The organism is Oxalobacteraceae bacterium OTU3CINTB1 (assembly GCA_024123955.1).
GTDB lineage: Bacteria > Pseudomonadota > Gammaproteobacteria > Burkholderiales > Burkholderiaceae_D > Rugamonas.
In genome coordinates this window covers 3,308,672-3,334,792 of sequence record CP099652.1, presented here as the reverse complement: position 1 = coordinate 3,334,792, position 26,121 = coordinate 3,308,672, and the positions used below count along the sequence as shown (strand labels likewise).

The following is a 26,121-nucleotide window of genomic DNA, read 5'->3' as shown; positions in this document are numbered from 1 at the left end:
AATGCAAATTTTATTCCCCGCATGTTTAATCATGCTCGTCGTTTTGTGGGGAATTTTCTCTCCCGCGACGATGGCCACCGTGTTCGGCGCCGCGCTGTCGCTACTGACCAAAAACTTCGGCTGGCTGTATTTGTGGGTCGTCCTCGGCCTCGTATTTTTCGCCGCCTACGTCGCCTTCAGCCGCTACGGCAATCTTAAACTGGGCAACGAGGACGATGAGCCGGAATTCAGCGTCGGCAGCTGGTTCGCCATGCTATTCGCCGCCGGCATGGGCATCGGCCTGGTGTTCTGGGGCGTGGCCGAACCGGTTTCCCATTACGTCACACCGCCACCGGGCATCACCGCCGGCACGCCGGAGGCGGCCAACGCGGCGATGCGCTACGTCTTCTTCCACTGGGGCATACACCCGTGGGCGGTCTACAGCATCGTCGCGCTGGCGATCGCCTTCTTCCAGTACCGGCGCGGCGGCCTTCCCATGATCAGCACCGTAACCGGCAGCCTGCCGTGGCGCTGGGTGCGGTCGCTGTCGGGCGTTTTCAACGGCCTCGCGATTGTCGCGACGGCCTTCGGCGTGGCCGCATCGCTGGGGGTGGGCGCGCTGCAGATCAATACCGGCATGCACGCCGTCTTCGGCCTCGACGTCAGCAAGACCTGGCAGATCGTCATCATCGTGGTAACGGCCGCCGTGTTCATGACGTCGGCCGTGACGGGCGTCGAAAAAGGCATCAAATATCTGTCGAACTTTAATATCGTCGTGGCCGTGCTGCTGGCCGCCACCGTGTTCGTGCTGGGACCCACGGTGGCCATCATCGACACCTTCAGCAACACCCTTGGCAGCTACCTGACCGATATCGTGCGCATGAGCCTGAGGTCAACGCCGTTCCGCGACAGCGAATGGGTGGGCAACTGGACGATTTTCTACTGGGCCTGGTGGATCTCCTGGTCGCCTTTCGTCGGCCTGTTCATCGCCCGCGTCTCGCGCGGCCGCACGATCCGGGAGTTTATCGTGGGCACCGTCGTCGCACCTTCACTGGCGGCGTTCGTCTGGTTCTCGGTGTTCGGCGGCACCGCGCTGCACATGGAAATCTGGCAACATGTGCCGCTGTCGGCAGCAGTCAAGGCGGACGTCGCGACAGCGCTGTTCGCCATGTTCGCGGCCATGCCATTCGGCCTGATCATGTCGGTGGTCGCGACCATGCTGGTGTTGGTGTTTTTCATTACATCGGGCGACTCCGCCGTGCTCGTGCTAGGCATGATGAGCACCAATGGCAATCCCAACCCGCCTAACAAGGTCAAGGTGCTGTGGGGCGTGCTGGTGGCCGGCATCGCCGTCAGCCTGCTGCTGGCCGGCGGACTGGAGGCGGTGCAGACGGCCACCATCCTGTTCGCGCTGCCGTTCGCTGTCGTGATCGTGCTGATGGTCGTGGCGCTGTGGCGCGCGCTGCGCGAAGACTGGGACGCGGAGAACAAACGCGAGCGTGAGATGCGCAAGCGGGTGCGCGAGTTGTTATCCAAATAGGGGCCGGGACAAGGCCGGTGTCCGGTGCATACATCCTGCCGGGCACGGCTGCCCTTCCCCCGCATATATAATAGGTTTCCGTCTTCCGAGCCCACCCATGCATCCGCCCGACAAGTCTCCCCACGACATGCGCAGCGCCTTCCGGCGCGAGTTCGCTTCGCCACAAGTGTGGATGGTGCGCACCGTGGTGGTGGGCGCGGCCGCCGTCGCCGGTCTGGTGGTGGTGGGCTTCACCTGGCTGGCCGAGCGCGCGCTGGGCATGTTCCTCCAACTGGCCAACGCCGCGTGGTGGCTGCCGCTGCTGTGGACACCGCTTTGCTGCGGCGTCATCGTCTGGCTCACCCGGCGCTATGCGCGCGGCGCGGGCGGCTCCGGCATTCCGCAAGTGATGGCCGCGCTCGACCCGGAAGTGTCCGGCGGCAGGCGGCCGCTGCTTGTCTCGCTGCGTCTGAGCGTCGCCAAGATCGGACTGACGTCGGCCGGCCTGCTGGGCGGCCTGTCGCTGGGACGCGAGGGACCGTCGGTGCAAATCGCGGCCGGCGTGATGCTCGCCGCGCGACGCTGGTTGCCGCGCGGCAGCGGCGTGAGCGCCCATTCCCTGCTGGTGGCCGGCGGCGCGGCCGGCATCGCGGCGGCGTTCAACACGCCGCTGGCCGGGGTCATGTTCGCCATCGAAGAACTGTCGCGCACGCCCGAACAACGCAATAGCGGTCTGATCGTCTCTGGCATCGTGCTGGCAGGCCTGATCGCCGTCTCGGTGTATGGCAACGGCACGCATTTCGGCGTTATCCACCCGGGGCCGATCGGCCTGCCCCTGCTGGGGCCGGGACTGCTGGTGACCCTGGTCGCCGGGCTGGCTGGCGGTCTGTTCGCCCGCCTGCTGCTCGCGTCGCTGCGCGGCACCTCGCCCGACCGGCCCAGCCGCTGGCGGCAGCGCTTTCCGATCCGCTTCGCCATCGGCTGCGGACTGGCGGTGGCGCTGATCGGCGTCGTCACCGGCGGCGCCACGTATGGCAGCGGCAACGAAGCCACGCGCGCCTTACTCGACAATAACGGCCACGTCCCGACCGGGTTCGCGCTGTTCAAGTTCACCGCGACCTGGTTGACGGCCTGGTCGGGTGTACCGGCCGGCATCTTCGCGCCGTCGTTGTCGATCGGTGCGGCGCTCGGGCACGACGTCGCCGCGCTGACCGGTTATCCGAACGCCCCGGCCGTCATCGCGCTGGGCATGGTCGGCTTCCTGGCCGCCGCGACCCAGGCGCCACTGACCGCGTTCATCATCGTCATGGAAATGGTGGACGGCCACGGCATGGTGCTCAGCCTGATGGCGTGCGCGGTCATCGCCAGCACCGTCTCGCGCGTGCTGAGCCCGCCCCTTTACACGGCTCTGGCGACGATCCAGTTGCCGCCCCGGCGTGTGTACGCCGCCCCGGACAAGGGCTGACGTATCGACTGATCGAGACGTTGAACGGCAAACGCCTTCTCCCTAGCAGGCAGGCGCAGCTTGTGCGCCAGCGGCTTGTCGGCACGCAGGCTGACGCATTTTGGTTGCCGTTTTGGCGAAATTCACAATTGATAAGAATTGCGAGTTGTGCAATGCTATTCCGCACCGAAATATCCCCCCGACTCGTCCCGCTCAGGATTCCATGATCAACTTACCGCGCCGCCACCTTCTGACCGCCTCCCTCGCCACCGCCGCAGCGGCCACAGCCCTGCCCGGCGCGGCGCTTGCCGCCAGCGACCAACCCGCCGGCCGGACGTCGCTGGCGCCGACGCCGCCGATGGGCTGGAATAGCTGGAATTCGTTCGCCACCACCATCACCGAGGCCCAGGCGCTGGAAAACGCGCGCATCATGGCGCAGAAGTTGCTCCCGTCGGGCTACGACATCTTTACCGTGGACATCCAGTGGTACGAGCCGAACGCCACCGGCTACGACTATCGCAAGGACGCCGAACTGACCATGGATGCGCATGGCCGACTGCATCCGGCGCCGAACCGCTTTCCCTCGGCCGCCAATGAGAAGGGGTTCAAAGCGCTTGCCGATCAAATCCATCGCATGGGCATGAAATTCGGCATTCACGTCATGCGCGGCATTCCACGCCAGGCGGTAAGGATGAACACCCCGATCCTGGGCACCAACTTGTGCGCGCGCGATATCGCCGACACCAATTCCATCTGTACATGGAACGGCGACATGTACGGCGTCGACATGACCAAGCCCGGCGCGCAGGAGTACTACAACTCGATCTTCAAGCTGTACGCTTCGTGGGGCGTCGACTTCGTCAAGATGGACGACATGTCGCGTCCGTATGAAAAGAACTGGCGCGAGGTCGAGGCGGCGCACAAGGCCATCCAGGAGTCGGGCCGGGCGATAACGCTGAGCCTGTCGCCCGGCGAAACCGATCTCAAATGGGCCGGGCACGTGCCGCATTACGCGCAGCTGTGGCGCATCTCGGACGATTTCTGGGACGAGTGGAAATTACTCAAGGAGCAGTTCCAGCGCCTGGAAAACTGGAACCCGACGATGGCGGAAAACGCCTGGCCGGACGCCGACATGCTGCCGCTCGGGCGCCTGGCGATGGGCGAGCGCGACACCAAGTTCACCCCGGACGAGCAGCAGACGCTGATGACGTTATGGTCCATCGCCCGCTCGCCGCTGATCATGGGCGGCGACCTGCGGCGCCTGGACACGAACACGCTGGCCCTGCTGACCAATCCGGAAGTGATCGCGGTCAATCAAAAGAGCCACCACAACCGGCCGCACCGCGCCGATCCGGGCACGCGCATCTGGAGCGCGCGGGCCGACGGCGCCCAAGCGGCCCACTACCTGGCGTTGTTCAACACCGAGGACACACCGGTGGACATCGAATTCGACCTGTCGCGCCTGAACCTGGGCGACAAGACGGTCAAGCTGCGCGACCTGTGGACGCGTCAGGATCTGCCACCCGCGCGCGGCGTCATCCGCCAGAAACTGGTTCCGCACGGCTCCGCCCTGCTGCGCGTGATAGTCTGAGCGTTTGCCAATTCAACCAGGATGAGACCGAACGATGAGACTTCCGCTAATACTGCTGTGCTCCACCCTGTGCCTGCTGCCGCCGGCGCCAACCTTGGCGCAGAGCGCCGCCGACGACGGCTTCGCTGGCGCCGTCCAGATCGGCAACGGCTACAACGTGAAGGCGAACGTGACCTACCTGACCGCCAGCGGACGCGACCTCAAGCTCGACGTTTATCAGCCTTCGCCGGCCACATCGGCCGTCCCGGTGGTGATCAACTTCCACGGCGGCGGCTGGGTGGCGGGCTCGCGTGAAGGGAGCTTGCTGAAGCTACTGCCTTATATGCAGATGGGCTTCGCGGTGGTCAATGTCGAATACCGGCTTGGCAAAACCGCGCTGGCGCCTGCCGCCGTGGAAGACACGTTGTGCGCGCTGCAATGGGTCGGCCGCAACGCCAAGGAGTACAACTTCGACCTGTCCAAGGTGGTGGCGACGGGCGGCTCGGCTGGCGGACATCTGGCGCTGGCGACGGCGATGATCCCCTCCGATTCGCCGCTCACCAACCAGTGCGCGCTGCACGGCTCGTGGAGCGGGCCGTACGTCAACCCGGCGCCGAAAGTGGCGGCGGTGATCAACTGGTTCGGCATCACCGACGTGGCTGACATGCTGGAAGGGCCGAACGTGCGCTCGTATGCGGTGGCGTGGTTCGGCGCCACGGAGGGCCGCAAGGAGCTGGCGCGCAGCCTCTCCCCGCTGAGCTATGTGCGCAAGGACGGTCCCGCAGTGCTGACCATCCACGGCGACGCCGATCCGCTTGTGCCTTACGCGCACGCGCTGCGCCTGCGGCAGGCAATGGACAAGGCCGGCCAGAAGAACCGGCTGCTGACGATCAAGGGCGGCGGCCACGGCGGCTTCACCCCCGCGCAGGACCAGCAAGCCTACTTGGCGATGCGTGATTTTCTACGCGAGCTGGGGATCGTCGCGCCCGCCAGATGATGCGCGCAATGTGACGGTAAACCGGCTGCCGGTCCCCTGCCCGTCGCTCTCCGCCGTCACCTGCCCGCCGTGCAGCACGACGATCTCGCGCGCCAGCGCCAGGCCGATGCCCAAACCGCTTTGCGCGCGGTCTGGCGAGCGCTCGGCCTGCGTGAACAGGTCGAATACCTGCGGCAGAAGGCGCGCGTCGATGCCGATGCCGTTGTCGCGCACGCTGATCGACACCTCGGAATCTCGCGACGACACCGTTAGGCCGATCCGGCCGCCGGCCGGTGTGTATTTCGCCGCGTTGTTCAACAGGTTGACCAGGACCTGCGTCAAGCGGACCTGATCGCCAACGATGACCGCGCCGCCTGCATCGCCCTCGACGACCAGTTCATGCTTTTTCGCGGCGACAAGCGGCTGTGACTGCTCGACGGCGCCGGCCACGATCGCCATCGGATCGAGCACCGCCTTATCGAGCTGGATCAGGCCGTGGGTGACGCGCGAGACGTCGAGCAGGTCGTCCACCAGCGACGTCATGTGACGCGCCTGGCGGCTGATGATGTCGCTCGACCGGCGCACCTGCTGCTCGTCGCCCGCCTTGAACTGCAGCAGCTGGGCGGCCGACATGATAGGCGCCAGCGGATTGCGCAACTCGTGCGCCAGCATCGCCAGGAATTCATCCTTGCGGCGGTCCTGCTCGCGCAGCGAACCATAGAGGCGCGCGTTCTCGAAGCCGGTGGCGGCGATCGAGGCGAGCTGCACGAGAATGGCCTCGTCCTCCTGGGTGAAATCGCCCTCGAACTTGTCCGAGACCTGGATCAGCCCGATGTTGTTACCCTTGCGGTCGATCAGCGGTACGGCCAGCCAGCCGCGCATCGGCGGATGCGCATGGGCCTGGCTTCCAAAGCCCTTCCAGGCCGGGTGCGCCTCCAGTTCCTGCTGCGTCAGGCGCATGACGCGGTTGTCGCGGCACACCTGGGCGTAAATGCCGGAACCGTCGGTCTTGACCGCGTAGTCGCCGAAGTGGGCATACTTTTCGGACAAGGACACCGCGTTGATCGCCTGCGACCAGCTGCCATTCTCGGTCAGAGAGACCACCGCCTGGTGCGCCTGCAGGATGCCGCGCGCCTCGGCCACCAGCGCCTTGGCAATTTCGTCGCTCGACAACACCGTGTGCAAGGTACGCGCCGCTTGCGCCACCTTCGCCAGCAGCGCGCTGGTGCGCTTTTCGTACTCCAGGCGCTGGGCCAGTTCGATTTCGGCCATGACCATGTCATGGATGTCCGTGTTGGCACCGATCCATTCGCGGATCGTGCCGTCGGCGGTGACGATCGGCACGCCCTTGACGGCGGTCCAGCGGTAGGCGCCGTCCGGGCAACGGATGCGGTATTTGGTCTCGAACACGGACCGCGACGCCACGCAGGCCAGCCACAGCGTCTCGGTCGGCGCGCGGTCGTCCGGATGCAAGGCGTCGAGCCAGCCGAACTCCTTCCATTCGTCGTAAGTCTGGCCGGTGAACGCGCGCCAGGACGGCGAGTCTTCCAGCACGCGGCCGTCCGGCGTGTTGGACCAGACGATCTGGGACGTCGCCATCACCAGCGACCGGAAGCGCTCTTCGCGGATGCGCAGCGCGGTTTCGTTGTGCACCCGTTCGGTGATGTCCTCATGTATCAGCATCACTTCCAGCACCTTGCCCGCGCCGTCCTTGATCGGATGCGCCCGCGCCGTCACCCAGCGCGCCGGTCCGCTACCGCCGAGCGCGGTGACGTCGTAGAGGGCCGATGGGATTTCGACCGATTCGCCGTCAAATGCTCGCTGGAGCAGCAGCGAGATGCCGGTCTTGACCAATTGCGGATCGCGCAGCACGTTGTACTCGGCGCTGAAGACGAACGCCTTCAGTGGCGAGCCCTCGTAAATCTGCCACAAGTTCTCCCACGCCTTGTTCACCCGAATCGTGCGGCCGTCCGGCGACAAGATCTGGATGCTGACGGGCGCCTGTTCGAACAGCGCCTGGAACCTGACATCAGGCACGGGATGCGGTGGAGTGAGGGGCACAGGTGGCGTGGGAGCGGAGGACATGGAATGTGAGTCTAGTGCACAGGGGCCAGCATGATGTCATAGTTTGGACGAATGGACAGAACTTAATAGGGGTAAGCATTCAACGCGACGGAGGCCTTGGCGCCACGCCCTCGGTCGTCATGACGACCGGCCGGATCGTGCCGTCGTCGTTGAAGACCATCTGCTCGATCGCCAGTTCGCGATGATTGCCGTCGACCTCCGTCAATGGACGGCGATGGTAGGCGATGTACCACTCGTCGGTTCCCGGAACATTGACCACCGAGTGATGGCCCGCGCCACGGGCGACGCGCTCGTCCTGTTGCAGGATTTTACCGATACGTTTGAACGGTCCCAACGGCGAGTTGCTCATCGCATAGGCGACGCTGTACCCAGGCCCGGTCCACTCCCCCTCCGACCACATGAAGTAGTACACGCCCTTGCGCTTGGCCATGAACGAGCCTTCGACGTATGCCGGGTCCGGCGTGATTTCCTTGAAGGTCGTGCCGTCGGGGAATGGCACCACGCTGAGCAGATCCGGCGCCAGCTTGACCACGTTGGCGTGCTTCCAGCCGCCGTAATACATATAGAACTGGCCATCGTCGTCCTTGAACACCATCTGGTCGATGGGCTGGGCGCCGTTGTGGATTTTCCCGATCAGGGGCCGCCCCAGCGCGTCCTTGAACGGTCCCTCCGGCCGGTCGCTGACGGCCACGCCGATGCCGCCGAGCTGCGCGTCGGTTTTGATGTCATTGGCGCCGAAGAACAGATAGTACTTTCCCTTGTGCTCGATCGCCGACGGCGCCCACACCGCATAGGCGGCCCACGACACGTTCTCTACATCGAGCACATGCGGATGCTTGGTCCAGTGCACCAGATCCGGCGACGAGAAGGCATTGAAGAAGGTGCTCTTGAGGAAAGGCTCCCAGATCAGCTCCGACTGCGCCCGCATGCGTTGCTGCGCGGGCGTGAAGGCCTTCGACCTGTCCGGCGCGCCCTGGTCGGCCGAGTAGGTCGGGTAAATCCAGTATTTCCCATTGAAAATACGAATCTCCGGATCGGCGTACCAGCCGGGAACGACTGGGTTGGCCGCGTGCGCGGATGCCGCCGCGCCCGCGAGCCAAAATACGGTCAGACGACGCAACAAACCATTCATTCGCAAATTCATGATCGACATTTAAAAAAATTGATTCGCGCAAGAATATCACGGCAGCTTGGCTATCCCGCCTTCCAGCGCGGACTTGACGGTCGCCCAATAGCGCTCACTGACCGGCAGCGACTGGCCGCCGCGGAGCGCGACGACGTAGCCGCCCTCCGGCACCTGACGCAGTCCTAGCACCTCATCACGCCTGGCCAGTATGCGGCGATGAACGCGCAGGAATTCGTCCGGGTCCAGGTATTGCACCAGTTCCGTCAGCGTCGTCCGATGCAACAGGGTGCGCTGCGCCAGATGCAGTTCGACGTAATTGCCAGCCGTCTCGATCCACAACACATCCTCCAACGCGACTTTATCCATCCGCCCCACCGACCTGACGATCAGTTCACGCCAGAACCCGGGAGCAGGGTCGGTGAATTGGCGCAAAGCCTTTGTGTAGAGGGCGCGCTGCTCCAGCAACACCTGGGCGCGGGCCATGGCCTGGTGCAGGCGCCGCTCGTCGACGGGCTTGACGATGTAGTCCAGCGCATGGGCGTCAAAGGCGTCGAGCGCGTGTCCCCGGTGCGCGGTGGCGAATACGATGAGCGGCGGTTGCTCCAGCTGGCTCAGGGAACGGGCCATCTCCAGCCCGGACTCCTGCGGCATCTGGACATCGAGCAGCACCAGGTCCACGTCATTCGATTGCAGGAAGCTGCGCGCGGCGGCCGCGCCGGGACATTCGGCTGCCACCGTCCAATCGCCGAGCGGCGCCAGCGCCAGCCTCAAATTGGTGCGCGCGTGCGCCTCGTCGTCGACGATCAGTACTGTAAAAGCCATCGTCAATCCATCACTTGCCATGGCAGCCGCAGTTCGGCAACGAAACGGCCATCGACCCGCGCGATCTCCAGCGACGCCTGGCCGCCGTAGGCAAGCGCCAGGCGGGCCCGGATTCCCCGCAGGCCGATCCCCAACCCCGCCGCCGGCGCCGCCTGCGGGAAGATCGGGTTGCTCACCCGGACCAGCAGGAACATGCCCTGCCGCGCAAACGTCACACTGATATCGCTGCTGTCTGCGTGACATTCCAGATCATGCCGCAGCGCGTTTTCGACCAATGGCTGCAGCAGCATCGGCGGACACTCCACCTCCTCGTCCAGCAAGTCGGCGCCCTCGATGATGACGCGCAAACGCGGCCCGAAACGCAGGTGTTGCAGGTCCAGATAATCCCGCACGAATTGCAGCTCCTGTGCCACGCTGACCCAGTCGCGCTCACTGCTTGACAAGGCATATGGCAGCAAGTCGCCGAAGCGCGACAGCCCTTCCAGCGCCAGGGGCTTGTCATCGGTGCGCACCATGGCGCCGATCGCGCTGAGCGTGTTGAAGACGAAGTGCGGCTCCAGCTGTCCGCGCAACGCCGCCAGGCGTTGCCGCTCAAGCGCCAATCGCATGTCGGCCAGTTCGCGTGTCTGCTGCTGCCGCTGCTGCCACAGCAAGCCCGCCACCACCACGCCAAACGCCAGGGTCAGCAACACGAACACCACGAACCACTCGAATTTCCCCATCGAGAGCCAGTAGCGCCAGGCGTTTGAAAGATTCGGGACCAGGTCAACCTTGAAGCAGCGCCGATAGGCAAGGCCGAGCATCGCGACCGGCCAACACACCGCCAGGTACAACAGGTAACCGCGCACGATGCGCCGGCGCGTGGCCAGCCAGTCGGGATGGCGCTGATAAACCAGGTAGAGCACATAGCTTTGCACCATCATCACCGCGTAGCCGCACCACCAGCCCAATGTCATCATCCAATAGCTGCGGGCGTCGAGATGATGCGCCGCATCGCCATAGGTGCTGATTCCCGCTACCGCGCATAGCAGCGTCCAGAGGCCGAAGTTAATCAAAAAGGCACGCAAATTAGCGGACATGGGCAGCGAATATTGTTGATCTAGTTGGCAAAGTATAACAGCCGCCCCCGCCCGCTCCTGGCCCGCTCGTCCCGCAGATACAGGCACTCGTCACACCCCGCTGTGGCTGCGGCTGGCCTTGGGCTACGCTGGCCGCTTTCCAACTTTCGGTCTACCTTCATCATGCGCCTTTCCATATTGCGACCAATCCCGCTGCTTGCCTTGAGTCTCGCCGCCGCGGCCAGCGACGACACAGCCCCGTTGCAGCAAGTCGAGGTGCGCGGGCCGGGGAGCAGTCAACTGCGGCGTGACGAAGCCGTCGGCCGCATCGTGATCGGCCGCGACGACCTGCAGCGCTATGGCGAGACGACATTGGCGGACGCGCTGAAGCGGCAGCCCGGCCTGAGCGTCGTCGGCGGCGAGATACGCATGCGCGGCCTCGGCGCAGGCTACACCCAAATCCTCATCGACGGCCAGCCCGCGCCCGCCAACTTTGACATCGCCACCTTGTCGCCGGAGCTGATCGAGCGCGTCGAAATCCAGCGCAGCGCGCAAGTCGATGCCAGCGCGCAATCGGTCGCCGGCTCGCTCAACATCGTATTGCGCAAGGCGGCGGGCGCCGCGCGGAGCACCGCAAAAATCAGCGCCGAGCGGCAGGCCGGCGAAACCAGCCCTACCGCGACCGTCCAATGGATCGCACGCAGCGGCGCGGTCGGCTATGGCCTGACCACAACCGCCAGCGAGACGCGGCGGCGCGACCGCATCGCCACCGGCGAACAAACCAGCGATGCCGGCGTCACCGCCGTGCGCCGCCTGGAGGATGAGGGTTACACCCGCACCCGTCGCCTCAGCGCCGCCCCACGCGCCGACGTCAAGCTCGACGGCGGCAACACGTTGACATGGCAAGGACTGGTCGATCTGTCCCATATCGATGCGCGCGGCGCGCAGTCGGAGGACACGCTGCAGGGATCCCCCACCGCGTCGCCCGACTCCAACTGGCGATCGCTGTCTAAAAACTGGCTGGTGAAGTCGGACCTGGCTTGGATGCAGCGCTTCGATGCCGGCAGTCTCACGCTCAAGGCGGGCGTGGAGGCCGGCAACCGGGACGGCGACTACCTTTTCCACGGCATCGACGCGGGCGGCACGCCCTGGCTGAATCGCGCCGTCCTGTCGCGCGCCTACCAGCGCCGCGCCAACACCAGCGGAAAATACCTGACACCGCTGGCCGCCGGCCATGACGTCGTGATCGGCTGGGACGCGTCCCAGGTGCGACGCGAAGAAAGCCGCCACCAGCGCGACACCAACCCGCGGCAGCCGGACGCCGCGCCCTCGTACACCCTGGATCAAGACTACAACGCCAGCGTCGAGCAAGTGGCGCTGTTCGCCCAGGACGAGTGGAGCGTCACGCCGCGCCTGCAAGCGTATCTTGGCTTGCGTTGGGAAGGACTGGAAACGCGCACCTGGGGGCCGGGCAAGGCCGCGACAGCCTCGCGCGTCTGGAGTCCGGTGGCCCAAGTGGCCTGGAAGCTTCCCGACAGCGCGCGCGACCAGCTGCGCCTCGCGCTCGCGCGCACCTACAAGGCGCCGCAGCCACGCGATCTGGTGCCGCGCCGCTATACGATCAACAACGACAACGGACCGACGCAGCCGGACTACCAAGGCAATCCGTCGCTGCGCCCGGAGCTGGCCTGGGGCCTGGACGCCGCGCTGGAATCGTATTTTGCACGTGACGCGATGGTCAGTGTCTCGGCGTATGTGCGGCGCATACAGGACGTGGTCCAGCTCAGGCTTTGGCAGGAAAACGGCGTTTGGGTCAGCAGCCCGGCCAATGGCGGCGTCGCCGATGTGCGCGGCGTGGAGATTGACGCACGCGTCCCGCTCAAGCTGGCGTGGGCCGGCGGCACCACGGTCGAGTTGCGGACAAATCTCAGCCGCAACTGGTCGCGCGTCGAAGGTGTGGCCGGCCCCGACAATCGGCTTGGCAACCAGGCGCCGCTGACCGCCAACCTGGGCATGGACTGGCGCATGCCGCAGGGGCGCGGCGCCGGCGCGAACCTCCGCTTTGTCGGCGGCTGGCGGGCGCGAACGGCCCAATCCCTGGTCCAGGAAACCGGCGTCGTCCGCGAGCTGGAAGCCTACGCGACCTGGCCGGCCGCCGGTGGCCGCTTGCGGCTGACAGTGGCCAACCTGCTGCAATCGGCGCGCAACTCCGGCAAACGTTATAACGACGGCCTGTACGCAAGCACCCGCCTGTCCTTAGACGAGCAACGGCCCGTTTTTCGATTCCAGTATGAGGTGCAGCAATGATTCAGGAGTCAGCGTGTCTCGCACATCTGTATTTTTATTTCGCATAGATGGCATTTATTAAGCGATGATATCCGCACGATCGTCATAATGATGTCACAAACTTTGAATATGATTCGTGCTTCCATCCCGAGCACAAGAGGTAGAACATGAATCACCGTTTGATGGCCGGCGTCGGTCTGGCCGTCTGTGCCAGCCCGGCGTTAGCACTGAACATCCTGGTTGCCAACGACGACGGCCTGACCAGCAACGTCAAGGCCCTGTACGACGAGCTCAAGGCCGCCGGCCATTCCGTCATCGTCTCGGTGCCCTGCACGGGCCAGAGCGGGCGCAGCGCCGCCATCGTCATGTACAGCACCACGACCATTGTGGCCGACAACGACAAGACCCAGATCGAAGCCGAGGGCGGCTGCCACAACGGCGCGGCGCCGGTCGGCGCACCGGCGGTGGGCGCGTTCACCAAGAGCGGCTACACGGGAGGCGATTACAACTATGTGCATGGAACGCCGGTCATGGCCACCATGTACGGGCTCGACGTTCTGGCCACGGCGCGCTGGGGCAAGGCGCCGGACCTGGTATTGTCCGGGCCCAATGAGGGACAAAACGTCGGCAAGCTGGCGATCAACTCCGGCACCATCGGCAACGTGCAGTTCGCCGCAGGGCGCGGCATTCCCGCCATCGCCCTGAGCGCCAGCGCCGACAGCGCCGACAACAGCGGCCTGGCCAATCCAAAGTCGCGCGTGGTGGCGCAACTGACCGTCAAACTGATCGCCGCGCTGCAATCGAAGGCGGGCGCGTCCCCGCTGCTGCCAGGCGGACTGGCGTTGAACGTGAATTTCCCGGACACTCCGGCCGCCAACACCGGCTGGGCTTTCTCGCGCCAGGGCACCTACGACAGCTATCGCCTGAAGTTCAGCAGCGCCGCGCCATGGGGGCTGAGCGGCACGGCGCCGGGGTCGCCGACCGCCGAACAGGCCGAGGATGAAGCGTTGCTGTACCGGACCAAGGTGGCGGTAACCGCGTTCCAGGTCGGCTATGAACAGCGCCCCGCCGGCCAGCAATGGCTGCGCCTGCGCCTGCGCGACCTGTTTGCCCAATGAGCCGCGCCATGACATCGCGTTTCCTCTCACGTACCGGAGCCCCGCTCGTATTGGTGTCGCTGCTGTCCGCTTGCTTTGGCAACCATGACGACGCCCCGGCGAGCCCGCCCGCACCCGTCGTCAAGGTGACCGAATTGAGCGCCGGCGCCTACGCCGTCAGCGCCGGAGACGCCGCCGATCCCACCGCTGGCAAATACTATGCGGCGGCCGATGGCAGCCGCCTGCTTGTGCTCAACAACAGCGCCCAGCGGGCCAGCGCCACCTACCGCCGGGACGCCAATGGCGCCTGGCTGCGCTCGCCGGAAGCCAAGGCGGACACCGCGCTCGACCTGCTCCACAGCAGCGCCATTCCCACCAAGGCGCTCGCCACCGCGCCACTGGCCGGCAGTTACGCCGCGCGGCTGGACAACGGCAGCGCCGCGCTCTTTTCGATCGGCGCCGGCGGCGAGATCACGGCCGGCGCCAGCCCTTGCAAACTGTCGGGCAAGCTGGCGACATCGAGCTTGCCGAACGCGCTCAAGCTGTCGTTGGCCGCCAGCGGCTGCGGCGACCTTGCCGCGCAATCGGAGGGGTTGCTGGTCGCCGACGACGACTATGCGCCGGCCGCGTTCCGCCTGATCACCTCGGGCGCCGGCGGGCCGGTCGATCTGTGGGCCTACCCGGAGTAAGTGGCAAGCCATCGGCCCGCCGCCGCAAACGCCGTGGCGACCGACTTGTCGGAGGCCTCACCGGGCGGTTCGGTGATGGTCAGCCCGGTCAGTCCCATGGACACCACCTGGGCCGCCAGCGCGTCGATGCCGCGCGCCTGCGGCAGGTATTTGCCGAACACCTTGACCAGGTTGGCGCCCCGGCGCGCGCGCATGTCGGCGACGCATCCGGCCAGCTCCGGCATGCGCGTGGCGGCGATGGCGACGGCCAGGCTGGCGCGCGCCAGGTCGAGTTTTTCGCCGTCGCCGTCGGTACGCAAGCGCTGTAACTTGTCGAGGTCGTCCGCATCGACGGCGGCCGAGATATGGGCGACGATCGACTCCAGCCCGGCCAGCACCAGATCGCGCTGGGCGGGATAACGGTAACTCAGCGTGCTGGACGGGATACCGACTTCGGCCGCGATGGCGCGATGGGTCAGGCCGCCGACGCCCTGCGCCGCCAGCCGGATGCCGCACACCCGCGCCGCCGCAACGGACCACGCCGGCACGCGCGCCGAGCTCGCACCTGCCGGCTGCCCCACGGACGGCAATGCCATCCGTTGCGCCACCGCCGCGAACAGCCGGGCATCCGCCGCGTCCGGGGTTGGCGCGACGCCACCGCCGAGCAAGCGCTGCAAGCACAAACGGCGCAGCATGCGATACGGCCCCATGCCGTCGAGCACCACGCCATAGGCATGTTCGGCGATCACATAACCATGCCACCAGCCGCAGGCGATCAACGCCGGCGCCACTTGCGCCTGCTTGGCGAAGGCGTGCCAGAAGTCGCGCCGCACGCCGATCCAGTCGACCATTGCCGGCCGCAGCGATGCGTCCCAGGTGCAGGCGTGCAGCATTTCAAGAAAAAGCACCGTCAGTCCGCGTTGACCGCTCGCCTGCTCCTCAAGGATCGCTTCGGCCAAGTCCGCGGCAAGCCCCATCGGCATCGGCACGGGCGGCTCCTGGTCCAGCATGGCGCGCCAGCCGTCGAGCATGCGCGCATCGTGTTGCGCGGCGGCCTGACAAATGGCGGCGATGACGCCGGCGCGCGCACCGTAATGATGGGTCAACACTGTGACCGACACGTCCAGCTCCCCCGCCAGGCTGCGCAGCGTCAGGGCGGCCAGCCCGCCGTCGCCGACGATTTGGCAAGCGGCGGCCAGCAGTACGTCGTGCTGCGGCGCCTTGTTCGGTCTACCAGGTTCGGCACGTTGGTTCAATCGCGACTCGTGTAAAAAGGATCAAGACGCGATTGTAGGATATTTGACCGGCCGGCATCGCCTATCGCCGGTCGCGGTCTCGCAAGGTCAGGGGCTTCTACAGCGTCACGTCCGTCTGGATGTCGGCCAACGCCATGCGCAGCACCTTGTAATCGGGCTCGATGATGGCGTTGAGGTCCGGCGAAAACAACAGGCAGACCAGTTCGGCGGCCAAGCGGCAGACCAGTCCGTGAAACTGAACGCTATCGTTTCTTCTGTCGAAGCGCGCCACGATGGACGCCGTAGACCCGTTCGAGAAGATGACGTCAATGCGATTGCCGTTTTCCGGCCCGAAAACAAACCAGTCATTGGCGACCGACCACGATGGCCCAAGGTAGCCGGACACGATCTGCTGCGCCCGCAGTACCCGGTTCTGGTCCAGGACCGGTGGCAACCACCCATCCAGGGTGATATCGGGCAGGTGTTCCACCCCCGATATCAGATACAAATCACTCTGCCACACCGCCATTGCGTCTACTTTCCAGGTTTGTCACACCAGGCAAAGTTTATCTACGGAAAATTACCCAGGAATGACAGCGTGGCCGCCGACAGGCCGTTACGATGCTCAGCCATGCGGTCGAACCCTACACTGAAGTTGCTCTTAGTCCTACTCCCGTCGGGTTGCAAAAAGGTTCTAATTAAGCCTCAGGAAACTAGCAAGGAAATGCGAATGGAAACCGAACTCAAACTGAAGGTCGCCCAGCCCGATCTGGCACGGCTGCGTGAACATCATTTGCTGACCGGCTCGCCTGCGACGGCGCCGGTGGAACACGAATTGCACGATGTTTACTACGACACCCCGAATTTGGATTTGTGGCAAAACGGATTGACGTTGCGCGTGCGCGCCGAAGCAGGTGGCTGGACGCAGACCGTCAAGACGGCCGCGCAGAGTTCAAACGGCTTGCACCAGCGTGGCGAATGGGAATCCGTTCTTGACGGACCGGCGCCGGAACCGGCCACACTGGCCAAACAGATCAAGCGGAGCCGCATCGCCGAGCTGCTGCGCTCGCCGGAGATCGGCAAGCACCTCGCGCCGATATTCAACAACACCACCCGCCGCACCAGCTGGCGCATCGTGCTGCCGGACGGGCGCAAGGTCGAGTGCGCGCTGGACGCGGGCGACCTGCATGTCGGCAGCCGCAACGCGGCGATCGGCGAACTTGAATTTGAACTCAAACGGGGCAATCCCGCCAGCCTGTTCGAGCTGGCGCTGGCGCTGCACGCCGACATCCCCTTCGAGATCGCCAACGACAGCAAGGCGGCCCGTGGCTATGCGCTGCTCCACAGCGAGCCGATCAAGCCGGTCAAGGCCACGGCGGTGAGGCTGACGAAGAAGATGTCGCTGGAGGATGCGCTGCAAAGCATGGGCCTGAACTGTCTGGCGCAGATGGAGGCAAACGTCCCCGGCGTGCTGAAGAAAAGCGTGGAAAGCCTGCACCAGATGCGCGTGGGCTTGCGGCGTCTGCGCGCCCTGCTGGATATGTTCGAGGAGATGGCGCCGTTGCCGGCGCAAACACGCGACAGCCTGGAATGGCTGGCGGGGGAACTGGGCGCCACCCGCGACTGGGACGTGCTGGCGGGATCGACCCTGGCGGGCATACAGGGGGCGGATGTGTCGGGCTTGCGAGAGATCGCGCACCAGCGCTCGCAGCAATTACACCGCGACATGCTGGACAAGCTCCACGAGCCACGCTATACAGAACTGATCCTCCAGCTGAACGGATGGTTCCATGCGCGGCTATGGCGTGCCGAAGGAAAGCTGCCGAAAGGTTCGTCGCTGGCGCGTCCCGCGCACGAGGCCATGGCGCCCCTGTTGCGCAAGGCGCAGCGCCGCCTGCACAAGCGCATCGACACGCTGGACCAGAACGATGCGCCGTCGCGTCACCGCATCCGCATCGCCGCCAAGAAAACGCGCTACGCCGCCGAGTTTTTCCGCGATCTTTTGCCGCCAAAACAGATCAAGTCTTATCTCCGCACGCTGGAAGATTTGCAGGGGAAACTCGGCCACTTGAACGACCTTGCGGTCGCGCAGGAGCTGCTGGCGCAGATCGACGCGGCCGACGCGGCGCCATACGTGCAGTACGCGCGGGGCTACGTGACGGCGGCGGCGGAAAAGGAAAGCCGGCATTTAGGACGGTCATTGCACGCCATTGACCGAATGAAGATGACGCGGTAGAGGAATTCCGCTTCCACAAACGCAGTAATCAATGGCGCCGCTAGAGCGCGCCCCTTCAGTCGGCCATGCGCACGCAGTTGCGGCCCTGGCGCTTGGCGCGGTACAGTGCCTGGTCGGCGCGGCTGTAGGCCTGCTCGAACGTGCTGCCGCGCGCGTTCCAGCTGACGCCGACGCTGGCCGTCACGGCCACCTCGATGGGCGCCGGCCAGGCGGTCGCCTCGATGGCCTGGCGCAACCGTTCGCCCAGCGCCAGGCCCTGCACCGGCGTCAGCCCCGGCCACACGACCGAGAACTCCTCGCCGCCGACGCGGCCGATGACCGCTTGGCTGCCGGCCAGCGTCTTTAGGCAACGCACCACCGTTTGAATCACCGTGTCGCCGGCCGGATGGCCGTAGGTGTCGTTGACCTGCTTGAAAAAATCAATGTCGAGCACGATCAGGACCATGTCCTCTTGCGCCAGGCAGCGGCGCGCCTGTTCGATCACGGCGCCGCGATTGAGCGCGCCGGTCAGCGGATCGTGGCTGGCGCGGTATTCCAGCTGGCTGGCCATCTCCTGCAAGCGCGCGTTGAGCTGGGTCAGGTGCCGCTCGGCGCGGTCGCTGCGCTGGACCAGGCGGCGGCTCTCGCGCAACAGCCGCTCATAGTGCGCGGCCAGCTCGCCCAGCGCCAACAGGTGGCCGCCCGGGCTATGGCAGGCGCGCCGCGCGGCGTCGAGCGCGCGCTGCTCCGCGCCGAATAGATCGGGCGCGGCTTCGGCCGCCGCCGTGGGTGCGCTGATCATATCGGGCAGTCGCGGAAGCGCAGCGCGGCGAAATCGTCGCGCAGCTCCTCGCCGAATTCGAGGATGGTGTCATCCTCCGGGTCGCGGTACCAGTTGAGCAGCACCTCGTTGCCGGCCAGCGCCGTGTCGTTGAGCGCCTCGAACAGCGCGAACAGCATCTTGGTCGACGAGCTGTTGAAGTAGGCCAGCGAGACGTGCACGGTGATGCTGCTGCCGTCGCACCCGGCCAGATAGTGGCGCAACTGTTCGATCACCGGGCCGTAGAAAGCGGCCGCGTTTTCAGGATAGGACTCGCCTTTCAGCGACAGGGTGTGCTCGGCGAAGCGGAAGTCGACTTCGGGCGAGGTGGGCGTGGCGGCGATAAATAAGGGGTCCATGGCATTCAAATGATGGCTTTGATACAAAAAATAGTCGTGTCGGGGTCGTTCGCCGCCGGCACGAACTCGAATTCGAGCGGTTCGCTCGCTTCGCGCGCCATCGTCAGAAAGCCCAGTCCCGCGCCTTTGCTGTCGGCCGGCGTTTCGGCGCGCAGCGCCTGCTTGTAGGCGGCCTTGAGCTGCTCGACCGTCATGGTGCGCAGCGATTCGAGCCGCGTCTGGATCGCCAACGCCTGATTGCTCATGACCGGATTGGCGCACAGCAGGAAGAACTGGTCGCCGCTGGCGCCGATGCAAAACGAGCCGCGCCGCATCTGGCGGTCGCGCTGGTCGGCCGGGGTCAGCGCCTCGGACGAATAGTGCATGATGTTCTGCGCCATCTCGACGAAGGCCGAGAAGATGCGGCGGCTGGTCGGCCCGGCCGCGCCGGCGCTGTCGAGGCGCGCGCGGATCGTCTCGGAAACGGCCGCCACCACCGGCTGGGAGAAATACCCGGCATAGAAAAAGATCACGTGGCGCTTTTGCGCCACCTGCCACAACTCATCGAACTCCTCGTACAACACGGCGCTACTCCTCAAGGACGGCAACAAAAGAAAGTCAGGTCGTCGCGGCGCGGCTGCTCGCCCTGCCACTCCGCCAGCGCCTCCAGCAACAACGCGGCCAAGCGTGGCGCGGTCTCGCCAGCGTACGCGGCGAGCAACTCGCGCACGCGCCGCTTGCCGAAGGCGATCGCCTTGGCGCCGCCGATCTGGTCGGTCAAGCCGTCGCTGGCGACGAACAGCAGGCTGTCCGGCGCCAAGGTCAGCACGTGGGTCGGCCATTCCTGGGACGGGTCGGTGTCGACGTAGCCGAGGCCGGCCCGTTCGCCCTCCACCACCCGCAGCGGCTCGCCCGGCGCCAGCACGTGCAGCGCGATGCGGGCGCCGGCGAAGTGCAGCCGGCGGCTGGCCGGCTCGAACCACAGGAAGGCGGCGTCGAGGCCGTCGTCCGATTCGGCCACCGCGCGCCGCTGGCCCGTGTGCGTCTGGCCCAGCAAGGCCTTGACGCCGGCGCTGACCTCCCGCAGCAGGCGGCCGGGATCGCGCGCGCCCACGCGCGGCAAGGCCTGGTTGAGCACCTGCGAGGCGATCAAGGTCATGAAGGCGCCGGGCACGCCGTGGCCGGTGCAGTCGCCGAGCCCGACGAACCAGCCGTCGGCATGCCGCTCGACCAGGTAAAAGTCGCCGCCGACGATGTCGCGCGGCTGCCATTCGAGATGGGCGTCGGCCATGGCGGCAAGCGCGTCGCGCGAGGGCCGCAGCACCGCGCGCTGGATGACGCTGGCGTATTCGATGCTGTGCATGATCTGGCGGTTGCGCTCGGCCTGCATGGTGGCGACCACGTTCATCAGCTGCAGCCCGAAGCCGACGCCGGCCAGCTCGCCGCCGCGCGTGATGATGAAGCCGTCGGCCAGCGCCTTCTCGCCCGAGGCCACGGCGCGGAACGTCAGCTCCTCGATGCTCAGCGACGCCTCGACGATCAGCGGTTCCTTGTCCATGAAGGCGATGCAGCTCTTCTTGCCGTACAACTCCTGGTAAAAGGGCTTGGACATCTGCGACATGAAGATGTTGCGGCTGATGAGCCCGATCGGGCGGGCGCCGTCCAGCACCGGCAGACTCATGAGGTCGCGGCGGTCGGTGAACAGTTGCTGCACCTCGGCGTTGCAAGCGTCGGCGACGACGGCCGCCGTCTCACGGCACAGGTCGCCCGCCGTCGATTGGCGGAAGCGCGGCAGATGCTGGCGGGAGGCGTCGAATTCCACAGTTCACCCAATCAAGTAAAGATGCATAGTAGCAACTCAATGTGACAACATTATGACCGGATTGGCAAGCCGGGAAAGTGCCTCACATGGCGACGCCCGGCTTTGCCATCGCCGCAAGCTATGCCATAATCGCCGCTCGAAGACCGCGAAAAACGGCCGTCCGAACCGAGTGGCCCACGCGCCGCTGGGAAAGGCGGCCGCGCACACGCCGACCGGCGATCCTGCCGGCTCGGCCAGCGTTTCCCCCGACATCCGTCGGAATGTATTGCGAACAGTCCCTGCCGGGACTGCACGTATTTATTGGAACGCGCCATGAACACATTCCCCACCAAATCAAAGTCCTGTACGCATGCCCGCATCGCCATCGTCGGCGCCGGCCTGGGTGGCTTGACGCTCGCCCGGGTTTTACACCGCAACGGCATCGCCTCGACCATCTACGAAGCCGAGGCCTCGCCCGGGGCCCGTACCCAGGGCGGCCTGCTGGACATCCACGAGTACAACGGCCAGCAAGGACTCAGGGACGCCGGCCTTTACGAGGAATTTCTCGGGATCGTGCTGCCGGCCGAGGACGCCAAGCGGGTGGTCGATAAACACGGCAATGTCCTGCTCGACAGACCAGGGCTGGTCAGCCTCGCCAGACCCGAGGTGGCCAGGGGCGAGCTGCGCCGCCTCCTGATCGAATCGCTGCCGCCCGATGCCATCCGCTGGGGGCGCAAACTCGCCAGGACGGCGCGTCCGGGTGGCGCGCGACCGGCGTTGGTGTTCACCGATGGATCGTCGGCGATGTGCGACGTGGTGGTGGGGGCCGATGGCGCGTGGTCGCGCGTGCGTCCCCTGCTCTCGGCGGCCTTGCCGGCGTACACCGGCACCACGTTCATCGAGACCAGCCTGATCGACGGCGATACCCGGCACCCGGCCACCGCGGAGGCGGTCGGCCGGGGAACGCTGATGGCGGTCGCGCCAGGGCAAGGCATTCTGGCGCACCGTTACGCCAACGGGACCTTGCATGCCTATATCGCGCTGAACAGGGCCGAGGCATGGATCGACATGATCGATTTTAGTGACCCCTCCGCAGCGCTGGCGCGCATCGCCGACGAGTTCAAGGACTGGGCCGCGCCGCTGCGGGCGCTGATCACCGACGGCGAGGCCGCGCCGGTTGTCAGGCCGATCCACGCGCTGCCCGTCGTCCACCGGTGGGAGCGTGTCGCCGGTGTCACGCTGCTGGGCGATGCCGCCCACTTGATGTCGCCCTTTGCCGGCGAAGGCGCCAACCTGGCGATCCATGACGGCGCCGAGCTGGGCAAGGCGATCTGCGCCCATCGCGACGATATCGAGGCCGCGCTGGCAAGCTACGAGCAGGCCCTGTTCCCGCGCAGCGCAGCGGTGGCCGCGCAAACGGCGCGCAACCATCAACGCTTTTTCGGACCCGAGGCGCCCCGCAGCGTCGTCGAGTTGTTTTTAACGGTTTAGCCGTCGCGTCGATCGCGGCGTTGTGAGACCATGGAGAGCCCTTCTCGGACCGGACGACCCATGCCAGCCTACCCGCCACATCACGCCATCACGACCATCGCCGACCTCGAGGCCCTGTTCGCGCCGCCGGCGGCGCCATCGATCGCCAAGGAAGCCGCTTACATCCATTCCCACTACGCGACTTTAATCGCCGCCTCGCCCTTCGCGGTGCTGGCGACCAACGGCCCGGACGGCCTTGATGTGTCGCCGCGTGGCGACGCCCCGGGTTTCGTTGTCGTGGAAGACGACACGACGCTGCTGCTGCCCGAGCGGCGCGGCAACAACCGCATCGACAGCCTGCGCAACCTGGTCGTCGATCCGCGCGTCGCGCTGCTGTTTCTCATTCCCGGGCACGGCGAAACGTTGCGCGTTCAGGGCCGCGCGAGCATCGTCGCCGAGCCCGCATTGCTGGAGCGGTTCGCCGTCAACGGCAATCCGCCAAAATGCGTGCTGGTGATCAAGGTGGAGTCGGTCTTCTTTCAATGCGCCCGCGCGGTCTTGCGCTCGCGCCTGTGGGATCCGGCGGCGGCCATGCGCGACACCGCGCTGCCGAGCCCCGGCGCCATCCTTGCCGCCCTCAGCGACAACGCTATCGATGGCGGCAAGTACGACGCCGAGTTGCCGGCCCGCCAGCGCACCACGCTTTACTGAGTGATATCGATGACAACCTTGCCGAACGCGCCTGCCTGCACGCGGCGGAAAGCGTCGCCCGCCTGCTCGAACGCAAAGCTCGAGTCAATCACGGGACGCACGCCGGCGACGTCGATAAAGCGCACCAGGTCCTCCAGCATCGCCCGGCTGCCCACCATGATGCCGGCGAGCGTCTTGGCGCCGCCGATCAGCGCGCCCGGTTCGACGCCGTCCCCGGCCGCACCGGCCCTGGCGCCCACCACCACCACGGCGCCGCCCATCCGTGTCGCCTCAACCGAACGGCGCATGGTGCCCTGCCCACCGACCTCGATCACCAGATCAACGCCAACCCCATCGGTGAGGCGCCGGACCTCTTGCTGCCACTCGGGCGTGGCGCTGTAGTTAATCGTGGCGACAGCGCCCATTTTTTTCGCACGCGCCAGCTTTTCATCGCTCGAGGAGATGATGATCGGCCGTAAGCGCGCCGCGAGCGCCAATTGCAGCGCCCACAAGGAGACGCCGCCGGTGCCCAGCAGCAGCACCGTCGCCCCCGGCTTGAGCGCGCCGCGCGCGAACAACGCGTTCCAGGCGGTCAGCCCGGCGCAGGCGACGGTTGCCGCCTCGCGGTCCGACAAGCTGTCCGGCGCGATGACGAGTGCGTGTTCATCGGCGACCACCGCCTCGGCCAGCGTGCCGGCAAGCTGCGCGCCGAACGAGCGCGCCACCTTACCGGGCGTGATCGGGCCGTCGAGCCAGTCGGGCCAGAAACCGAGGATGACGCGATCACCGTTCTTCACCCGCGTCACCGCCGAGCCGGTTTCGACGACCCGCCCGACGCCATCGCTGAGCGGCACCACGACCTCGCCGGCCGAATAATAAGTGCCTTCGGCGATCATCACATCCCGGTAGTTGAGCGCCGCCGCGGCCAACTTGACGCGCACTTCGTGCGGTCCCAGCGGGCCTTCCGCCCGGTCGACCATGCGCAGCGAGTCGACGCCCTTGCCTGATGTCAGTTCATAAGCCTTCATGGGTAATTCTCCTGTTTGGTGGATGACATACTGGCGGTTGCCAGCTGTCGCCACTGTATAACGCTACCCACAGGCGACGCTAATGATATTATTTCCCCTTATTGTCTCCTCAAAATCTACAATGACCACGATCGATTTGTTTAACGATGTGCCCGCCTTTGTGGCGGTGGTGGAAGCCGGCAGCTTCGCCGACGCGGCCAGGCGCTTGCACTTGTCGCGCTCGGCCGTGGGCAAGGCGGTGGCGCGGCTCGAGGAGCGCCTGAACGTCAGGCTGTTCCAGCGGACCACCCGCAGCAAGAGCCTGACCGACGACGGCCAGATTTTTTACGAGCACTGCCAACACGCGATTGCCGCGTTGCAGTCCGGGAAAGCCCGGCTGGAAACGGGGCGCAAAACCGTCAGTGGCCGCCTGCGGGTGACCATGCCGGTGCTGTTCGGGCGCATGTGGGTCGCGCCGATCTTGATGGGCCTGGCGGCCGCCAATCCCGAACTCTCGCTCGAACTCGATTTTCGGGACCACGTTGTCGATCTCATCGACGCCGGCATGGACCTGGCCATCCGAAATGGCCCCGTCGGCGTCGTCACCGGCCTGCAAACGCAGCGCATCGCCCTGAGCCGTTACGTCGTCTGTGCTTCGCCTGCCTATGTCGAACGGCACGGCGTGCCGGTCACGCCCGACGATCTCGCCCGGCATGAAGCGATCGTCTACAGCCGCGATGGCCATTTGCACATTTGGCAATTTCTTCGTGCCGACGGCACGCCGATGGAATTGGTGCCGCCGGCCAGATTAGGCCTGAACGATCTCGGCGCCATGCTCAACGCGGCGCTGGCCGGGCAAGGAGTCGCATGGCTACCCGAATGGCTGGTGGCCGAAGCGCTCGAGAGAAACGAGCTGGTCAATCTGATGCCCGGGCTGGCAAGCAGGCTTGAGGAAATTCATCTGATCTGGCCGGAATCACCGCATCTGCCCACCCGGACGCGGGTCGCGATCGACCTCGTCGCGCAAAGCATCGCCGCCGCGCGCTGGTCGATCGCCTCAACGGCGCAGGCCAGGTTGTAGTCCACGCGATCAGTGCCCAACCTTGGCGGCGGCCTGCTCGATCACCTTGGCGACGTCGGCGGGACGGGCGATAAAAGCCGCGTGGCTGCCGTTGATCTCCACGGTCGTGCTACCGGCGCGCTTGGCCATGGTGCGTTCCAGGTCCGGGTTGACGGTGCGGTCGGCGGTCGACACGATCGCCCAGCTCGGCTTGGTTTTCCAGGCGGCCTGCGTGACCGCCGTCCCGGCCGTTTGCACAGCCGGCATCACCTGCGACATGGCCATGAAGCGCGCGGTGGCGGCCGGCAGATCGGCGGCGAAGTCCGCGTGGAACAGCGATGGCTCGAAATACAGATGACCGTCGGCGCTGGCCTTGATCGCCTCGCTGGCCGGCGGCGTTTTCTTGACCAGATCGAGCAGGCTTTCGCCGGCGTCCGGCGCGAAACCGGCCACATACACCAGGCCCGCGACCTTTGGATTGTTGCCCGCCTCGGTGATGACCACACCGCCGTAGCTGTGGCCGACCAGGATGCTATCGCCGTTCATGGCGTCGACCGCGCGCGCCGTCGCCTTGACGTCGTCGGCCAGCGACGTTTCCGGCTGTTGCACGACGGCGACGTTGTAGCCGTCCCTGGTGAGGATGTCGGCCACGCCCTGCCAGCCGGAACCATCGGCGAAGAAGCCATGGACTAAAACGATGTTCTTGACCGGCGGCTTGACCGGCGCGGCCATGGCGGCGGTGCCGGTGCCGGCGGCGAAAGCGATGGCGAGTGCAGCGGCGATGCGGGTAACGGTTTTCATGGTGCGTCTCCAAAAGGAAATAGAAATAAAAGGAAGGTCATAGCGTTCAAGGTG

At 65.8% G+C, this 26,121-nt stretch carries 23 protein-coding genes; 11 read left to right on the top strand and 12 right to left on the bottom strand.

What is annotated here, in order from left to right; all coding sequences use genetic code 11:
• Position 1 precedes the first annotated feature (1 nt).
• From NHH73_14725 to NHH73_14710, 4 genes are all read left to right on the top strand, one after another.
• The gene (locus NHH73_14725; protein USX29467.1) at positions 2-1,519 is read left to right on the top strand and encodes a BCCT family transporter; all 1,518 of its coding nucleotides are present in this window, start codon (positions 2-4) and stop codon (positions 1,517-1,519) included.
• A 97-nt stretch (positions 1,520-1,616) separates the two neighbouring features.
• Positions 1,617-2,963, top strand: a complete 1,347-nt coding sequence (locus NHH73_14720) for a chloride channel protein (protein ID USX29466.1) — start codon at positions 1,617-1,619, stop codon at positions 2,961-2,963.
• A gap of 202 nt (positions 2,964-3,165) precedes the next feature.
• A complete protein-coding gene (locus NHH73_14715; protein ID USX29465.1) occupies positions 3,166-4,533 on the top strand; it encodes a glycoside hydrolase family 27 protein in 1,368 nt (455 codons plus the stop codon).
• Between the two features lie 34 nt (positions 4,534-4,567).
• Positions 4,568-5,509: an alpha/beta hydrolase gene (locus NHH73_14710; protein ID USX29464.1), complete on the top strand. Its 942-nt coding sequence runs from the start codon at positions 4,568-4,570 to the stop codon at positions 5,507-5,509.
• Here the strand turns inward: NHH73_14710 and NHH73_14705 are convergent.
• From NHH73_14705 to NHH73_14690, 4 genes are all read right to left on the bottom strand, one after another.
• The gene (locus tag NHH73_14705) at positions 5,474-7,525 is read right to left on the bottom strand and encodes an ATP-binding protein (protein ID USX29463.1); all 2,052 of its coding nucleotides are present in this window, start codon (positions 7,523-7,525) and stop codon (positions 5,474-5,476) included. The two genes, NHH73_14710 and NHH73_14705, sit on opposite strands and share 36 nt — an antisense overlap.
• A gap of 127 nt (positions 7,526-7,652) precedes the next feature.
• On the bottom strand, positions 7,653-8,705 hold the full coding sequence (locus NHH73_14700; GenBank protein USX29462.1) for a glycoside hydrolase family 43 protein: 1,053 nt from the start codon (positions 8,703-8,705) through the stop codon (positions 7,653-7,655).
• A gap of 48 nt (positions 8,706-8,753) precedes the next feature.
• On the bottom strand, positions 8,754-9,521 hold the full coding sequence (locus NHH73_14695) for a LytTR family DNA-binding domain-containing protein (GenBank protein USX29461.1): 768 nt from the start codon (positions 9,519-9,521) through the stop codon (positions 8,754-8,756).
• Positions 9,522-9,523: 2 nt separating this feature from the next.
• Complete coding sequence (locus tag NHH73_14690; GenBank protein ID USX29460.1) at positions 9,524-10,600, bottom strand: histidine kinase; 1,077 nt, start codon at positions 10,598-10,600, stop codon at positions 9,524-9,526.
• A gap of 201 nt (positions 10,601-10,801) precedes the next feature.
• On the opposite strand from NHH73_14690, the gene NHH73_14685 reads away from it, so the two are divergent.
• From NHH73_14685 to NHH73_14675, 3 genes are all read left to right on the top strand, one after another.
• Positions 10,802-12,886, top strand: a complete 2,085-nt coding sequence (locus NHH73_14685) for a TonB-dependent receptor (GenBank protein USX29459.1) — start codon at positions 10,802-10,804, stop codon at positions 12,884-12,886.
• A 146-nt stretch (positions 12,887-13,032) separates the two neighbouring features.
• Entirely contained in the window at positions 13,033-13,983 is a 951-nt protein-coding gene (locus tag NHH73_14680) for a 5'/3'-nucleotidase SurE (GenBank protein USX29458.1), read from the top strand.
• 8 nt (positions 13,984-13,991) lie between these two features.
• The gene (locus tag NHH73_14675; GenBank protein USX29457.1) at positions 13,992-14,651 is read left to right on the top strand and encodes a hypothetical protein; all 660 of its coding nucleotides are present in this window, start codon (positions 13,992-13,994) and stop codon (positions 14,649-14,651) included.
• Here NHH73_14675 and NHH73_14670 read toward each other — a convergent pair.
• Together NHH73_14670 and NHH73_14665 are read right to left on the bottom strand one after the other, a co-directional pair.
• Positions 14,639-15,886 carry a hypothetical protein gene (locus NHH73_14670; protein USX29456.1) on the bottom strand — a complete coding sequence of 416 codons (1,248 nt, stop codon included), beginning with the start codon at positions 15,884-15,886 and terminating at the stop codon, positions 14,639-14,641. The genes NHH73_14675 and NHH73_14670 overlap by 13 nt on opposite strands.
• 97 nt (positions 15,887-15,983) lie before the next feature.
• Entirely contained in the window at positions 15,984-16,394 is a 411-nt protein-coding gene (locus NHH73_14665) for a hypothetical protein (GenBank protein USX29455.1), read from the bottom strand.
• Between the two features lie 201 nt (positions 16,395-16,595).
• Here NHH73_14665 and NHH73_14660 point away from each other — a divergent pair, with 201 nt between their 5' ends.
• Positions 16,596-18,101 carry a CHAD domain-containing protein gene (locus NHH73_14660; protein ID USX29454.1) on the top strand — a complete coding sequence of 502 codons (1,506 nt, stop codon included), beginning with the start codon at positions 16,596-16,598 and terminating at the stop codon, positions 18,099-18,101.
• A 55-nt stretch (positions 18,102-18,156) separates the two neighbouring features.
• On the opposite strand, the gene NHH73_14655 is transcribed toward NHH73_14660, so the two are convergent.
• From NHH73_14655 to NHH73_14640, 4 genes are read right to left on the bottom strand one after another with little or no spacing between them, the layout of a single operon-like run.
• Positions 18,157-18,882 (bottom strand): GGDEF domain-containing protein, encoded by a 726-nt coding sequence (locus NHH73_14655; protein USX29453.1) that lies wholly within the window; start codon positions 18,880-18,882, stop codon positions 18,157-18,159.
• Entirely contained in the window at positions 18,879-19,259 is a 381-nt protein-coding gene (locus NHH73_14650) for a DUF1987 domain-containing protein (GenBank protein ID USX29452.1), read from the bottom strand. The genes NHH73_14655 and NHH73_14650 overlap by 4 nt, the downstream gene beginning before the upstream one ends.
• 5 nt (positions 19,260-19,264) lie before the next feature.
• Entirely contained in the window at positions 19,265-19,822 is a 558-nt protein-coding gene (locus NHH73_14645) for a SiaB family protein kinase (protein USX29451.1), read from the bottom strand.
• Positions 19,823-19,833: 11 nt separating this feature from the next.
• Complete coding sequence (locus NHH73_14640) at positions 19,834-21,060, bottom strand: SpoIIE family protein phosphatase (protein ID USX29450.1); 1,227 nt, start codon at positions 21,058-21,060, stop codon at positions 19,834-19,836.
• A gap of 312 nt (positions 21,061-21,372) precedes the next feature.
• Between NHH73_14640 and NHH73_14635 the strand changes: the two genes are divergently transcribed.
• Both NHH73_14635 and NHH73_14630 read left to right on the top strand, forming a co-directional pair.
• Positions 21,373-22,530 (top strand): FAD-dependent monooxygenase, encoded by a 1,158-nt coding sequence (locus NHH73_14635; protein USX29449.1) that lies wholly within the window; start codon positions 21,373-21,375, stop codon positions 22,528-22,530.
• Positions 22,531-22,590: 60 nt separating this feature from the next.
• Entirely contained in the window at positions 22,591-23,220 is a 630-nt protein-coding gene (locus tag NHH73_14630; GenBank protein USX29448.1) for a pyridoxamine 5'-phosphate oxidase family protein, read from the top strand.
• Here the strand turns inward: NHH73_14630 and NHH73_14625 are convergent.
• On the bottom strand, positions 23,214-24,227 hold the full coding sequence (locus NHH73_14625) for an NAD(P)-dependent alcohol dehydrogenase (GenBank protein ID USX29447.1): 1,014 nt from the start codon (positions 24,225-24,227) through the stop codon (positions 23,214-23,216). The two genes, NHH73_14630 and NHH73_14625, sit on opposite strands and share 7 nt — an antisense overlap.
• A gap of 121 nt (positions 24,228-24,348) precedes the next feature.
• Here NHH73_14625 and NHH73_14620 point away from each other — a divergent pair, with 121 nt between their 5' ends.
• Complete coding sequence (locus tag NHH73_14620; protein USX29446.1) at positions 24,349-25,287, top strand: LysR family transcriptional regulator; 939 nt, start codon at positions 24,349-24,351, stop codon at positions 25,285-25,287.
• A 9-nt stretch (positions 25,288-25,296) separates the two neighbouring features.
• On the opposite strand, the gene NHH73_14615 is transcribed toward NHH73_14620, so the two are convergent.
• Positions 25,297-26,067 (bottom strand): alpha/beta hydrolase, encoded by a 771-nt coding sequence (locus NHH73_14615; GenBank protein USX29445.1) that lies wholly within the window; start codon positions 26,065-26,067, stop codon positions 25,297-25,299.
• Positions 26,068-26,121: the final 54 nt, after the last annotated feature.

Excerpts from the sequence above, each read along its gene's own strand:
- NHH73_14710 (USX29464.1), top strand. The coding sequence starts at position 4,568 with ATGAGACTTCCGCTAATACTGCTGTGCTCCACCCTGTGCCTGCTGCCG.
- NHH73_14675 (USX29457.1), top strand. The coding sequence starts at position 13,992 with ATGACATCGCGTTTCCTCTCACGTACCGGAGCCCCGCTCGTATTGGTG.
- NHH73_14650 (USX29452.1), bottom strand. The coding sequence starts at position 19,259 with ATGGACCCCTTATTTATCGCCGCCACGCCCACCTCGCCCGAAGTCGAC.
- NHH73_14660 (USX29454.1), top strand. The coding sequence starts at position 16,596 with ATGGAAACCGAACTCAAACTGAAGGTCGCCCAGCCCGATCTGGCACGG.
- NHH73_14680 (USX29458.1), top strand. The coding sequence starts at position 13,033 with ATGAATCACCGTTTGATGGCCGGCGTCGGTCTGGCCGTCTGTGCCAGC.
- NHH73_14615 (USX29445.1), bottom strand. The coding sequence starts at position 26,067 with ATGAAAACCGTTACCCGCATCGCCGCTGCACTCGCCATCGCTTTCGCC.
- NHH73_14635 (USX29449.1), top strand. The coding sequence starts at position 21,373 with ATGAACACATTCCCCACCAAATCAAAGTCCTGTACGCATGCCCGCATC.
- NHH73_14715 (USX29465.1), top strand. The coding sequence starts at position 3,166 with ATGATCAACTTACCGCGCCGCCACCTTCTGACCGCCTCCCTCGCCACC.
- NHH73_14720 (USX29466.1), top strand. The coding sequence starts at position 1,617 with ATGCATCCGCCCGACAAGTCTCCCCACGACATGCGCAGCGCCTTCCGG.
- NHH73_14665 (USX29455.1), bottom strand. The coding sequence starts at position 16,394 with ATGGCGGTGTGGCAGAGTGATTTGTATCTGATATCGGGGGTGGAACAC.
- NHH73_14695 (USX29461.1), bottom strand. The coding sequence starts at position 9,521 with ATGGCTTTTACAGTACTGATCGTCGACGACGAGGCGCACGCGCGCACC.
- NHH73_14630 (USX29448.1), top strand. The coding sequence starts at position 22,591 with ATGCCAGCCTACCCGCCACATCACGCCATCACGACCATCGCCGACCTC.
- NHH73_14620 (USX29446.1), top strand. The coding sequence starts at position 24,349 with ATGACCACGATCGATTTGTTTAACGATGTGCCCGCCTTTGTGGCGGTG.
- NHH73_14690 (USX29460.1), bottom strand. The coding sequence starts at position 10,600 with ATGTCCGCTAATTTGCGTGCCTTTTTGATTAACTTCGGCCTCTGGACG.
- NHH73_14725 (USX29467.1), top strand. The coding sequence starts at position 2 with ATGCAAATTTTATTCCCCGCATGTTTAATCATGCTCGTCGTTTTGTGG.
- NHH73_14655 (USX29453.1), bottom strand. The coding sequence starts at position 18,882 with ATGATCAGCGCACCCACGGCGGCGGCCGAAGCCGCGCCCGATCTATTC.
- NHH73_14700 (USX29462.1), bottom strand. The coding sequence starts at position 8,705 with ATGAATGGTTTGTTGCGTCGTCTGACCGTATTTTGGCTCGCGGGCGCG.
- NHH73_14625 (USX29447.1), bottom strand. The coding sequence starts at position 24,227 with ATGAAGGCTTATGAACTGACATCAGGCAAGGGCGTCGACTCGCTGCGC.